The following is a 12,276-nucleotide window of genomic DNA, read 5'->3' as shown; positions in this document are numbered from 1 at the left end:
GCCTGAATCGCCGTCATCGGACCGTGGTTGTACGACCGGGGGTGACGGCCGGGGCCCGCGGTGTCAGCGCCGGTCCGATGCGGCGGCCCGGCCCCGCCCGGCACCGTGGAGCCCATGATCGAAGTCACCGAGCTGACCAAGCGCTACGGCCGCACCACCGCCGTCGAACGCCTCACCTTCGCCGTCCGGCCCGGGCGTGTGACCGGCTTCCTGGGCCCCAACGGCGCGGGCAAGTCCACCACCCTGCGGCTGATCCTCGGCCTCAACGACCCGACCGACGGCACCGGCACCGTCGACGGCCGCCCCTTCCGGGCGCGGACGCGCGGCCTGCGCGACGTCGGCGCCCTGCTCGACGCGGGCGACGTCCACGGCGGGCGCACCGGCGCGGCCCACCTGCGGGCGCTGGCCCGCGCCAACGCGATCCCGGCCGCGCGGGTCGAGGAGGTGCTCGCCGAGGTCGGTCTCGGCAAGGCCGCCGGGCGCCGGATCGGCGGCTACTCGCTGGGCATGAAGCAGCGGCTCGGGATCGCCGGCGCGCTGCTCGGCGACCCGCCGGTGCTGCTGTTCGACGAGCCGCTCAACGGCCTCGACCCGGAGGGCGTGCTGTGGGTGCGCGGCCTGTTCCGCCGCCTCGCCGAGGAGGGGCGGACGGTCTTCGTCTCCAGCCACATGATGGCCGAGATGGAACACACCGCCGACCGGCTGGTGGTGATCGGCCGGGGCCGGCTGATCGCCGACGAGAGCCTGGCGGAGTTCTCCGCCCGGGCCGGCCGCACCGGCGTCACCGTCCGGGCGGCCGAACCCGACCGGCTGGCGGCCGTGTTGACCGCGGCGGGCGCCACCGTCCGCCCCGACCCGGACGGCGCGCTCGCCGTGACCGGCCTGGACGCCACCCGGATCGGCGAACTCGCCCTGGAGCAGCGCCTGTTGCTGCACGCCCTGACCACCCGTGCCGCCTCCCTGGAGTCGGCGTTCATGGAACTGACCGCCGACAGCGTCGACTACCTGGCCGGAGAGCCCCGATGAGCACCGCGACCACCGCCCCCCAGCCCCACCCCCAGTCCCGTCCCCGGCCCCTCCCCCGGCCGCGCGCCCGCTTCGGCGACCTGCTCGCCGCCGAGTGGATCAAGTTCTGGTCCCTGCGTTCGACCGTCTGGGTGCTGGGCCTGAGCGCCCTGTTCGTCATCGCCGCCAACCTCAAGGCGGCCCGGTACACCCACGACCACTACACCGTCGGCGACGGCGATCCGGCGACCATGCTGCAGGCCGCGCTCAGCACCTCCTTCACCATGATCGCCGCCGACGTCGTGATGATCGTCGCGGGCAGCGTCGGCGCTCTCGTCCTGGTCGGCGAGTACGCGAGCGGGCTGATCCGCACCACGCTGGTGGCCGTCCCGGACCGCCGGGCCATGATCGCCGCCAAGGCCTGCGTACTGACCGCGGTCATGCTCGGCTACGGCGCCGTCACCGCGGGCGTCTCCTTCGGCGCCTGCCAGGCGGTCCTCGCCGACACGCACATCGGCGTGTCCGTCACCGACCCGACCGCGCTGCGCTTCGTCGCGGCCGCCGCCCTGTTCGCCCCGGTCTGCGCCCTCGCCGGATTCGCCCTCGGCGCGCTGATCCGGCACACCGCCGGAGCCGTGGTGGGCACCGTCCTGGTGCTGTTCTTCCTCCCGGCGTTCTTCAACGAGCGCTACCGCTGGTCGGCCGACCTCCTGCACGCCATGCCGCTCCAGGCCTGGCGCCGGCTGGCCCAGGTCGACCTGACCCACTCGCTGCCCTCGGCGCACCCGGCCACCGTCGCCGGCTCCTGGGCCACGTTCGCGCTCTGGGCGCTCGCCTCGGTGGTGGTCGCCGTGACCGTCGTCCAGCGCCGCGACCACTGACCCGCCGTCCGGCGGCGGCGCCGGACGCGGTGCTCACCCCTCGCGGCGGCCCGCCGCCAGGTCCGCCAGCGACACCAGCAGCGCCGCCAGGACCAGGCCCGCCGCGACCGTCACGCCCAGCTGGAAGGCCAGCGCCCAGTCCGGGCGCGGGCCCTGGGCGTGGGCGAAGAAGACCGAGCCGACGACGGCGATGCCGACCGCCGAGCCGACCCGCTGGGCGGTCTGCATGACGCCTCCGGCGCTGCCCGCCCGGGCGATCGGCACCTGCTGGAGGGTCAGGGTCTGGTTCGGGGCGATCACCAGCCCGCTGCCCACCCCGGCGACCAGCAGCGGCGTCACCGTCGCCCAGCCGATCGCCGCCCCCGTCCACAGCTGCACCGCCAGGGCCGAGGCCAGCAGGCCGGCCAGCACCAGCACCAGGCCGAGCAGCACCAACCGGCGGCCCAGCCGGTGCACCAGCCGTCCGCCGATCACCGCGGACACGCCCGAGCCCAGCGCGAACGGCGTGATCGCCAGGCCCGCCGTCAGCGCCGAGTAGTGCAGGCCCGCTTGGAGGTAGAGCGTGAAGATGAAGAAGATCGCGGTGAACCCGGCGAAGTACACCAGCGACAGCGCCACCCCCGCCGCGTACGGGCGCACCGCGAACAGCGCCATGCTCACCAGCGGCTCCCGGCCCCGCGCGTAGTACCGCTCCCAGCCCACGAAGGCCCCCAGCAGCACCGCCGCCAGCGGCAGCAGCAGCCAGCGCGTCGGACCGTGCCACTGCTGCGCCTGGACGAACGGCAGCAGCAGCGCGACCGTCCCGGCACCGAGCAGCAGCACCCCGACCGGGTCGAAGTCCCGGTGCCCGGCCCGCGAGGCCGCCGGCGGGGGCGGCGGGAGCAGCCGGTAGGCGATCGGCAGGGCGGCCACCCCGATCGGCAGGTTGACCAGGAACACCCAGCGCCAGCCGTTCTGCGGGCCGAACAGGTGGATCAGCAGGCCGCCCAGCAGCGGACCGACGGCGGTGGACAGGCCGATGGTGGCGCCGAGCGTGCCGAAGGCCCGGCCGCGTTCGGCGCCCTGGAACAGGACCTGGATGAAACCGGAGACCTGCGGCACCAGCACCCCGCCGGCCGCGCCCTGGAACAACCGGGCCAGCACCAGCCACTCCTGGTTCTGCGCCGCCCCGGCCAGCGCGCTGGCCGCGGTGAACAGGGCGAGCCCGGTGAGGAAGACGGCCCGGCGGCTGCGGGCGTCGCCGAGCCTCCCGGACGGGACCAGCACCAGGCCGAAGGCGAGCGCGTAGCCGCTGAGCACCCACTGCAGGCCGCTGTCGGACATGTGCAGCCCGGCCCGCACCGTCGGCAGGGCGACGTTGACGATGCTGACGTCCAGCAGCGTCATGAACCCGGCGACCAGGCAGACCGTCAGCGCCCGCCAGCGCCGCGCCTCGGCCCGCCGGCTCGCGGCGGCGGCGCCGGGCCGCTGTTCCGGGGTGCTGCACGGGGGTTGGGCCGTCATGGGAGCACCTTCCGGGCGTCCGGCGGTCGTCTGGCTTCGCGCCCGGCGGCCGGCCGTCGTCCGGCTTCCCGGTCCGGCTGTGCCCGCCCGCCACGCGTGCCCCCCTCCGAACGGCCATCGTGGACGGCGCGGCCCCGGAGCCGCCAGCCGGGCTGCGCCGCCCGCGCCGCCGCTCACCCGGACGGCCGAACCCGATCGCGGCCTCCCCCGGCGCCCCGGAGGCTGAGGACATGAACGCCGCCACCGAAACCCCGCCGACCGCCCCGCCGGTGCTGGACGCCCGGCAGCGCAACGTCGTCTTCGGCACCATCGTGCTCGGCATGCTGCTGGCCGCGCTCGACCAGACCATCGTCGGCACCGCGCTGCCCACCATCGTCGCGGACCTCGGCGGGGCCGCGCACATGTCGTGGGTGGTGACGGCCTACCTGCTGGCCGAGACGGTGGCCACCGTGCTGGCCGGCAAGTTCGGTGACCTGTACGGGCGCAAGCTGCTCTTCCAGATCTCGGCGGTCGTCTTCATCACCGGCTCGTTCCTCTGCGGCCTGGCGACCAACATGACGCTGCTGATCGCCTGGCGGGCGCTCCAGGGCATCGGCGCGGGCGGCCTGATGGTGACGGCCATGGCGCTGATCGCGGACGTCATCCCGCTGCGCGAGCGCGGCAAGTACCAGGGTGCGATCGGCGCGGTGTTCGGCGTGGCGACGGTCATCGGGCCGCTGCTGGGCGGGCTGTTCACCGACCACCTGTCCTGGCGCTGGGCGTTCTACGTCAACGTGCCGATCGCGATCCTGGTGGTGATCGCGGCCGCCCGGACCATCCCCTCGGTGCGCTCGGCGGTGCGCCCGGTGATCGACTACCTGGGGATCGCACTGGTCGCGATCGGCGCCAGCGCCCTGATCCTGGCGACCAGTTGGGGCGGCAACGAGTACGCCTGGGGCTCCGGGGTGATCATCACCCTGTTCGCCGGCGGCGCCGTCGCCCTCGGGCTGTTCTGCTGGGTGGAGAGCAGGGCCGTCGAACCGATGCTGCCGATGCGGCTGTTCCGGAACCCGGTCTTCGCGGTCTGCTCGGTGCTCAGCTTCATCGTCGGCTTCGCGATGCTCGGCGCGCTGACCTTCCTGCCGACCTTCCTGCAGTACGTCGACGGCGACTCGGCGACCGTCTCCGGGGTGCGGACGCTGCCGATGGTGATCGGGCTGCTGCTCGCCTCGATCGCCAGCGGCAACGCCGTCAGCAAGACCGGCAGGTACCGGGTGTTCCCGATCGTCGGCACCCTGGTGATGGCCGTCGGCCTCTACCTGCTCTCCCGGCTCGAACCCGGCACGGGCACCGCGCTCGCCTCCCTCTACATGTTCGTGCTCGGCGTCGGCATCGGGCTGAGCATGCAGGTGCTCACCATCGCCGTGCAGAACACCGTCGACTACGCGGACCTCGGCACCGCCACCTCCGGGGTGACCTTCTTCCGCACCATCGGCAGCTCCTTCGGCACCGCCGTGTTCGGCACCATCTACGCCAACAGCCTCAAGACCGAACTCGCCCGGGGCGTGGCCTCCTCGGCCCGCCTCACCGGCGCGGACCCGGCGCTGCTCACCCGGGCCGCCGAGAGCCCCCAGGGCCTGCACCGGCTGCCCGCCGCGCAGGCGGCCCCGATCATCCAGGCCTACTCCGACGCCCTGCACACCGTGTTCCTGTGGACGGTGCCGGTCGCCCTGGTCGGGTTCGTGGTCGCGCTCTTCCTCAAGCAGGTGCAGCTGCGGGACACCGCCCGGGCCGGCTCCACCGACATGGGCGAGGGCTTCGCCCAGCCGACCACCAGCGACTCCGACCCGCACCTGGAGTACGCCGTCGGCAAGCTCGTGCGCGGCGTGGACCTCGACACCGTCCGCTCGATCGTCGACGACTCCGACACCCGGGTCGACCTGGCCGGGGCCTGGGCGCTGATGGAGGTCGCCGGCCACACCAAGGCCGTCGGCCAGGCCTCCCTGGACCTCATCGCCGCCCGCAAGCGGGTGCCGCCCGAGGTCCTGGAGCCGGTCTTCGACCGGATGGCCGCCGAGGGCTACCTCACCCGCGACGGCGACCGGCTCTCCCCCACCGAGGCCGGCTCCCAGGAGGTCCGCGTCCTCGCCCAGGCCTGGTCGGACTGGCTCAACGCCCGGCTGGACGCCGACGCCGGCCGCCCGCGCAGCCCCCAGCTGCGCACCGCGGCGACCGCCATCGCCTGGCGCCTGATGGTCGAGGACCTCGCCAACGGCCTTCCGGCCCACGCCCGTCCGAAGGACGTGGCGCGGACCTAAGCCACCGCCAAGATCTCCTTCGCCAGGACCAGTTCGCGCCGCACGCCGTCGGCCATCAGGTCGCCGGGCTCGTCGGTCTCGGCGAACCCGTTGCGGTGGTAGAGGGCGATGGCCGCGTCGTTGTCGGGGTTCACCGCCAGCTTGAGGGTGGTGAACCCCTGCTCGGCGGCCCAGCGGGCGATCGCGCCGATCAGCCGGTCCCCCACGCCCCGGCCGCGCGCCGCCGGGCCGACCCACAGGGAGATCAGCTCGGCGGCCGCCCCGACCTCGTCGGCCGGGACGCCGCTGGCCATCGCGACCGGACGGCCGTCCAGCACCGCGACCAGGTCGAGGGCGCCGGGGATCTCCAGGCGGGAGCGCCAGCGGGCCTCGTGGTCGCCGGCGCCCTGCCAGTCCGCCAGGGTGGAGCCGAAGGCGTACGGCGCCTCGGTCAGCGCGGCCAGGCGCAGCTCGCGCCAGAGCGGCCAGTCGTCGGAGCCGAGCCGGCGCAGCTCGGGTTCGTGCAGTTCGGGTTCGTGCAGTTCGGACATGGTGCGGACCTTGCCGCAGGCCGGGCGGGACGGCAAGCGGATTTCCCGGTTCAGCCCACGAGCGGCGGGTTGAGGCGGGCGAAGGCCTCCTGCCGGCGGTAGGGGAAGTACGGGTACGGCGCGGTGCGGGCGCTGGCCGCGTCGAGCCGGGCGACCTGCTCGTCGGTCAGCGACCAGCCGACCGCGCCGAGGTTCTGCCGCAGCTGCTCCTCGTTGCGGGCGCCGATGATGACCGAGGAGACGGTCGGGCGGCGCAGCAGCCAGTTGATGGCGATCTGCGGGACGGTGCGGCCGGTCTCGGCGGCGATCCCGTCGAGCGCGTCGACCACCCGGTACAGCAGTTCGTCCTCGACCGGCGGGCCGTAGTCGGCGGTGTCGTGCAGCCGGCTGTCGGCCGGGAGCGGCCGACCGCGCCGGATCCGGCCGGTGAGGCGGCCCCAGCCGAGCGGGCTCCACACCAGGGCGCCGACGCCCTCCTCCTGGGCCAGCGGCATCAACTCCCACTCGTAGTCGCGGCCGACCAGCGAGTAGTAGACCTGGTGGGCGGCGTAACGGGGGCGGCCGTGGCGCTCGGCGACGGCGAGGGACTTCATCAGCTGCCAGCCGGAGAAGTTGGAGACGCCGGTGTAGCGGATCTTGCCGGCCCGGACAAGGTCGTCGAGGGTGGCCAGCACCTCCTCGATCGGGGTGCCGGCATCGTAGGCGTGCAGTTGGAAGAGGTCGAGGTAGTCGGTGCCGAGGCGGCGCAGCGCGTCGTCCACGGCCCTGGTGAGGCGGGCCCGGGAGGTGCCGGCGTCCTGCGGGCCGTCGCCGGTCGGCAGGCCGGCCTTGGTGGAGACGAGCACCTGGTCGCGGCGGCCGCGGATGGCCTGGCCGAGGACCTCTTCGGAGGCGCCGTCGGAGTAGACGTCGGCGGTGTCGAAGAGGGTGACTCCGGCGTCGATGGCGATGTCGAGCAGGCGGCGGGCCTCCTGGACGTCGGTGGTGCCCCAGGCGCCGAACAGCGGTCCACGGCCGCCGAAGGTGCCGGTGCCGAGGCTGAGCGCGGGGACCTTGAGGCCGGACGAGCCGAGTCGGCGGTACTCCATGGCGGTTGTCGTACCGGTTGCCGTGCTGGTTGTCGTGCTGCTTTCCATGGCAGTTCTCCCCTCGGAGCCCTTAACGGGACTCCCATTCCGTTAGGATGGTTCGACCTTAGCAGGGCCCATCGATCTAATGGAACAGGAATCCCGTTAATGACTGCCGAGCCCTCCGCGCCGGACGCACCGGACACTCCGGACGCGCCGGAGACCCCGGAGACCCCCACGCCCGGGACGCGGCGCCCCGGCGGCCGCACCGCCCGGGTCCGCGCCGCCGTCCTGCGGGCCGCCGAGGACGCCCTGGTCGAGCACGGTTTCGGCGGGCTCGACCTGGGCGACGTCGCCCAGCGGGCCGAGGTCGGCCGGACCACCGTCTACCGGCGCTGGGGCACCACCAGCGCGCTGGTCGCCGACCTGCTCGCGGACATGGCCGAGCAGTCGCTGCCGCGCACCCGCAGCGGCTCCCTCGCCGAGGACCTGCGGGCCAACGCCCGGCTGGTCCAGCGCACGCTGGCCGACCCCCGACAGGGGGCGCTGTTCCGCGCCGTGATCGTCGCCGCCACCTGCGACCCGGGCGCCGCCGAGGCGCTGCGGCACTTCTACCTGCGCCGGGTCGAGGAGTGGGCGCCGTGCGTCACCGAGGCCGTCGAACGCGGCGAACTCCCGCCGGACACCGACGCGTTCGAGGTGGTCCGGGCCGTCTCCGCGCCGCTCTACTACCGGATGCTCACCACCGCCGAGCCGCTCGACGAGGCCGCCGCCGACCGCGCCGCGGCCGCCGCCGAGGCCGCCGCCCGGGCGGGGGCGCACCGGCGGGAGAGCGCCTGACGGCCCGGGAACGTCCGGGAACGCCGCCGGCCGCGCAGTTCGACGAACTGCGCGGCCGGCGGGAGGGCTGACGGTCCGGGGGCGACCCGGGAAACGACCTAGAAGAAGCTGTCGTCGTCGCCCTCGTAGTAGTTGTTCACGACCACCTCGGGCGTGTCGTCGCTGAACGCCTCGTTGAGCAGCGCGCCGCCGACCAGGCCGGCCGCGCCCGCGCCGATCAGCGCGCCGGTGCCGAAACGGCGCCCGCCCTGGCCCTGCTGACCCTGAGCGGGCTGGCCCTGGACCGGCTGCGGATAGCCCTGCTGCGGGGTGTAGAACGGCGGCACGGTGGTCTGCACCCGCTGGGCGCAGGCGGCGCAGGTCTCGATCTGGCGCGGCACGCCCCACTGCGGCGACCACAGCACCGCCGTCGAGCCGAAGCCGTGCGAGGGGTCGAAGAAACACGTCACGGGGGAACTCCCTGGTCCTGGCTGGGTCATCGGGACAGCGGGCGCCACGGCGGGCACGGCGGGCGCCATGGCCGGCGCGGCGGGCACGGCCGGAGCCGGCGGGGGCGCGGGCGCGGCGGCGGGCGCCGGTTGCAGGACGTCCACCCCGAAGTCGGCGGCGATGCCCGCGAGCCCCGACGCGTACCCCTGCCCGACGGCCCGGAACTTCCAGTCCGCACCGTGCCGGTAGAGCTCGCCGAACACCATCGCCGTCTCGCTGCCCGCCTCGGCCGCCACGTCGTAGCGGGCCGCCTCGGCGCCGCCGTCCGGGTCGGTGAGCCGGATGTACGCGCCGCGGACCTGGCCGAAGCTCTGGCGCCGCTGCGCCGCGTCGTAGACCGCGACCGCGAAGACGATCTTCTCCACCCCGGCCGGGACGTCCGCGAGCCGGACGTCGATCCGCTCCTGGTCGTCGCCGCCACCGGCGCCGCCGTGGTGGCGGACCGAACCGTCCGGGCTCTGCAGGTTGTTGAAGAAGACGAAGTGCTGGTCCGAGACGACCTTCCCGGAGGCGTCGCAGAGCAGGGCGCTGGCGTCCAGGTCGTACCCGGCGCCGGCCGTCCAGCCGAGGCCGACCCGGACGACCCGCAGCCCGGGGGCCTGCTTGCCCAGGGAGACGTTGCCGCCCTTCGTCAGGGCCACACTCATGGGACTCCTCCACAACCGTTCGAATGACCGCTGTTTCCGCTGTTCGACCACGACAACGCTGTAGAGCTCGCGCCGGTTCCCGACTTCCCGTCAGTACTGGACGGACGTTCCAGCAGGCCACGGGCCCGCGGCGCGGCCTCGCCGGCCGGCCCGCGCGGACGGGGCGCCCTGGCGGGGTGTCGGCTCCCGACCTATTGTCAGGTGACATGACACGCCTTCGTCGCGCCGCCACCCTGGCCGCCGCCCTCACCGGCACCCTCGCCGCCCTGCTCGCCCCGGCCGCCGCCCAGGCCGGCCCGGCAGCCTGTCAGGTCGTCGGCACCGCCCCGGTGGACACCGAACAGGCCCGGCTCCAGGACCAGCGGACGACCGCCTTCACCGAGCGCTCCGGCCTGCGCGACCTGCTCCGGGGCTTCCCCGCCGCCCTGTGCGCCGCCCGGAACGCCCGGCAGGCGGAGCGGGTGGCGGGCGCCTGGGGCCGGGCGCTCTGGCAGGCCGGAGTGGACCGGGCCCAGGGCCGGCGGCCCGGCGGCGAACTCCCCGCCCGCGACGACCGCCCGCTGTACTGGACCAGGCTCGCGATGACCGTCCAACTGGCCCGCTGGCAGCCCCGGTTCGACGTCGACCCGGCCGACCTGCGGGCCCGCTTCGAGGACGCCTCCCGGGGCCTCGACGACGGCTTCACCGCCGCCCCCGGCGTCCGGCGGATCTTCGTCAGCGGCTTCGACCCGTACGGCCTCGACACCGAGCCGCGCCGCGCCAACCCCTCCGGCGCGGCCGTGCTGCAACTGCACGGGCGCCGGATCACCCTCGCCGACGGCAGCCTGGCCGAAGTCCGGGCCGTCCTGCTGCCGGTCCGCTACGGCGACTTCGACGACAGCGTCGTCGAGCGCGCCTTCGGCCCGCACCTCACCCCCGGCCCGCAGGCCGCCGACCTGATCACCAGCATCAGCCAGGGCTACCCGGGCCTGTTCACCCTGGAGGCCTGGGCCGGGCGGGCCCGCTCCGCCGATCCCGCCACCGACAACACCGGCACCCTCTCCGGCGGCACCCGGCAGCACCCGGTCACCGCCCCGGGCCTGGACGACGGCCCGGAGTTCATCCGCACCACCCTGCCCACCGACGCCATGACGGCCGTCCAGCAGCCCTACCCCGTCCGCCTCAACACCACCGTCACCGAGATCCCCGAGGGCGGCGTCGACCCCGTCGACCGCGCGGACGGCCCCACCCCCGGCTCCCGCGCCGTCGCCGGTGGCGGCGGCGGGTACCTCTCCAACGAAGTCGCCTACCGCTCCAACCGCCTGCGCCTCGACCTCGCCCCCGACCTCCCCGGCGGCCACCTGCACACCCCCGTGCTCACCGGCCTGCCCGCCCAGCAGGACCGCCTCACCGCCCCGGAGTTCGAGCAGAACGAGGCCGCCATCGCCGACCAGGTCCGCGAGATCCTGCGCCACGCCCGGTTCTGAGCCCCCGGCACGCGGCGGCGGCGGGGACGGCTACACCGACCGGGCGAAGCGCGTCCCCGCCGCGCGCGCCCGGGACTCGGCGATCTGCGCGTACGCGGCCTCCCGGTCCGCCCAGTGCGAGCCCTCGACCGACTTGCCGCGCTCCAGGTCCTTGTAGACCTGGAAGAAGTGGGTGATCTCCAGCAGGTCGAACTCGCGCAGGTCGCCGATGTCGCGCAGGTCGCCGTAGCGCGGGTCGTGGGCCGGGACGCACAGCACCTTCTGGTCCGGCCCGCGTTCGTCCCGCATCACCCACATGCCGACCGCCCGGCAGGTGACCACGCACCCCGGCACGGCCGGTTCACCGCCGAGCACCAGCGCGTCCAACGGCTCCGCGTCGCCGCCGAGGGTGCCCTCGACGTAGCCGTAGTCCGCGGGGTAGCGGGTGGCGGTGAACAGGGTGCGGTCGAGGCGGATCCGGCCCGCCGCGAAGTCCATCACGTACTTGTTCCGCGACCCCTGCGGGGTCTCGATCAACACCTCGAACTCCACCGCGGCCTCCTCCTCTGCGTCTGGGGAGATTGTCCGCCGTCCCGGCCGTCCGGGCACCCTCCGCAAACGCCCTCCGCGGCCCGCCGGGGTCCGTTAGCATCCGGATCATGGGGAGTTGGCGTGTCACCGTCCAGAACCACCACCGCCGCAGCGGCGGGCGGCCGCAGGGGCGCCCGGAGGGGCCGCTCGCCCGCCACGGCGACCTGGCGCTGTACGGGCGGGACGGCGAGATCAGCTGTGTCGACGCCGAGGGCCTGGTGCGCTGGCGCCGCCCCTGCGCGGGGCGCCCCAACGCGGCCCACCTCTCCGGCGGCCGGGCGCTGGTCACCACCGACTCCTTCGAGTACACCGCCTGGGGCCACCTCGGCCCCGCCCTGCTGCTGGACCTCGACGACGGCGCCCTCGTCGCCGAACTGCGCGGCGAGCGCGGCACAGCCCTGGGCGACGGCCGCTTCGTGCTCGGCCTGGAGGGCTACGGCGCCTTCGACACCTGGGCCTACGACCGGGACGCCACCCTGGTCGACTCCTGGCGCAGCTACGGCCACTACGTGGTCGGCGGCGGCCTGCGCGTCGTCGAGACCGACCGCCGCCGGCCGACCGGGAGCCGGGTGGTGCGGCTGCTGCCCGGCGGGGGGATCGAGAGCGGCCCGCTGCTCGCCGACCCGCAGGCCCCCGCGCCGGTGGTGCTGGCCGACGGCACCGTCCTGGTGCTGGACGCGGGAGTGCTGCGCGCCGTCGGGCGCGACCTCGACGCCACCGTGCTCGCCGAGTTGCTCCCGCTGTCCGGCGACGACCTGCACCGGTTCACCGGCACCCTGCGCCGCACGGCCGACGGCCTGACCGTGACGCTCGTGGAGCGCCACCCGACCCGGATGGGCGGCTACACCACCCACCGCTGGACCCTCGAGCTGGAGTCGCCCAACTAGCACGGCACCAGCACGGCGAACTGCTCTCCTGGCCCCCGTCGTTCCCCGGCGGCCACTCTCCGCGACCGCTCCCACGGAGCAGTACCGGGCGCGC

At 74.8% G+C, this 12,276-nt stretch carries 10 protein-coding genes and 1 pseudogene; 6 read left to right on the top strand and 5 right to left on the bottom strand.

What is annotated here, in order from left to right; all coding sequences use genetic code 11:
- Positions 1–114 precede the first annotated feature (114 nt).
- Positions 115–1,026, top strand: a complete 912-nt coding sequence (locus tag OG556_RS30830; RefSeq protein ID WP_371521886.1) for an ABC transporter ATP-binding protein — start codon at positions 115–117, stop codon at positions 1,024–1,026.
- The gene (locus OG556_RS30825) at positions 1,023–1,886 is read left to right on the top strand and encodes an ABC transporter permease (RefSeq protein ID WP_371521884.1); all 864 of its coding nucleotides are present in this window, start codon (positions 1,023–1,025) and stop codon (positions 1,884–1,886) included. Before OG556_RS30830 ends, OG556_RS30825 begins: the two co-directional genes overlap by 4 nt.
- A gap of 33 nt (positions 1,887–1,919) precedes the next feature.
- On the opposite strand, the gene OG556_RS30820 is transcribed toward OG556_RS30825, so the two are convergent.
- Positions 1,920–3,389, bottom strand: coding sequence for an MFS transporter (locus OG556_RS30820; RefSeq protein WP_371521882.1), 1,470 nt, complete (start codon positions 3,387–3,389; stop codon positions 1,920–1,922).
- 230 nt (positions 3,390–3,619) lie between these two features.
- Between OG556_RS30820 and OG556_RS30815 the strand changes: the two genes are divergently transcribed.
- Positions 3,620–5,686 (top strand): MDR family MFS transporter, encoded by a 2,067-nt coding sequence (locus OG556_RS30815; protein ID WP_371521880.1) that lies wholly within the window; start codon positions 3,620–3,622, stop codon positions 5,684–5,686.
- Here OG556_RS30815 and OG556_RS30810 read toward each other — a convergent pair.
- Positions 5,683–6,216 (bottom strand): N-acetyltransferase family protein, encoded by a 534-nt coding sequence (locus OG556_RS30810; protein ID WP_371521878.1) that lies wholly within the window; start codon positions 6,214–6,216, stop codon positions 5,683–5,685. The genes OG556_RS30815 and OG556_RS30810 overlap by 4 nt on opposite strands.
- Before the next feature lie 50 nt (positions 6,217–6,266).
- Positions 6,267–7,304, bottom strand: coding sequence for an aldo/keto reductase (locus tag OG556_RS30805; RefSeq protein WP_371521876.1), 1,038 nt, complete (start codon positions 7,302–7,304; stop codon positions 6,267–6,269).
- A gap of 147 nt (positions 7,305–7,451) precedes the next feature.
- Here OG556_RS30805 and OG556_RS30800 point away from each other — a divergent pair, with 147 nt between their 5' ends.
- Positions 7,452–8,123, top strand: coding sequence for a TetR/AcrR family transcriptional regulator (locus OG556_RS30800; RefSeq protein WP_371521875.1), 672 nt, complete (start codon positions 7,452–7,454; stop codon positions 8,121–8,123).
- Between the two features lie 584 nt (positions 8,124–8,707).
- On the opposite strand, the pseudogene OG556_RS30795 reads toward OG556_RS30800, so the two are convergent.
- Positions 8,708–9,259: pseudogene (locus tag OG556_RS30795) on the bottom strand (TerD family protein); the annotation flags it as partial.
- A 206-nt stretch (positions 9,260–9,465) separates the two neighbouring features.
- Between OG556_RS30795 and OG556_RS30790 the strand changes: the two are divergent.
- A complete protein-coding gene (locus tag OG556_RS30790) occupies positions 9,466–10,725 on the top strand; it encodes a pyroglutamyl peptidase (protein WP_371521873.1) in 1,260 nt (419 codons plus the stop codon).
- 30 nt (positions 10,726–10,755) lie between these two features.
- On the opposite strand, the gene OG556_RS30785 is transcribed toward OG556_RS30790, so the two are convergent.
- Positions 10,756–11,256, bottom strand: coding sequence for an inorganic diphosphatase (locus OG556_RS30785; protein ID WP_371521871.1), 501 nt, complete (start codon positions 11,254–11,256; stop codon positions 10,756–10,758).
- Positions 11,257–11,363: 107 nt separating this feature from the next.
- Between OG556_RS30785 and OG556_RS30780 the strand changes: the two genes are divergently transcribed.
- Complete coding sequence (locus OG556_RS30780) at positions 11,364–12,182, top strand: hypothetical protein (protein ID WP_371521869.1); 819 nt, start codon at positions 11,364–11,366, stop codon at positions 12,180–12,182.
- The last annotated feature ends 94 nt before the right edge of the window (positions 12,183–12,276 follow it).

The sequence above is a fragment of the Kitasatospora sp. NBC_01300 genome (assembly GCF_041435235.1).
In the GTDB taxonomy this organism is placed as follows: domain Bacteria; phylum Actinomycetota; class Actinomycetes; order Streptomycetales; family Streptomycetaceae; genus Kitasatospora.
The sequence above is the reverse complement of the archived record's forward strand: the minus strand, read 5'-3'. Positions and strand labels throughout refer to the sequence as shown.

Bases quoted from the DNA above. Each gene is read 5' to 3' on its own strand.
- OG556_RS30815 (WP_371521880.1), top strand. From the start codon at position 3,620: ATGAACGCCGCCACCGAAACCCCGCCGACCGCCCCGCCGGTGCTGGAC.
- OG556_RS30805 (WP_371521876.1), bottom strand. From the start codon at position 7,304: ATGGAGTACCGCCGACTCGGCTCGTCCGGCCTCAAGGTCCCCGCGCTC.
- OG556_RS30820 (WP_371521882.1), bottom strand. From the start codon at position 3,389: ATGACGGCCCAACCCCCGTGCAGCACCCCGGAACAGCGGCCCGGCGCC.
- OG556_RS30790 (WP_371521873.1), top strand. From the start codon at position 9,466: ATGACACGCCTTCGTCGCGCCGCCACCCTGGCCGCCGCCCTCACCGGC.
- OG556_RS30830 (WP_371521886.1), top strand. From the start codon at position 115: ATGATCGAAGTCACCGAGCTGACCAAGCGCTACGGCCGCACCACCGCC.
- OG556_RS30810 (WP_371521878.1), bottom strand. From the start codon at position 6,216: ATGTCCGAACTGCACGAACCCGAACTGCACGAACCCGAGCTGCGCCGG.
- OG556_RS30825 (WP_371521884.1), top strand. From the start codon at position 1,023: ATGAGCACCGCGACCACCGCCCCCCAGCCCCACCCCCAGTCCCGTCCC.
- OG556_RS30800 (WP_371521875.1), top strand. From the start codon at position 7,452: ATGACTGCCGAGCCCTCCGCGCCGGACGCACCGGACACTCCGGACGCG.
- OG556_RS30780 (WP_371521869.1), top strand. From the start codon at position 11,364: ATGGGGAGTTGGCGTGTCACCGTCCAGAACCACCACCGCCGCAGCGGC.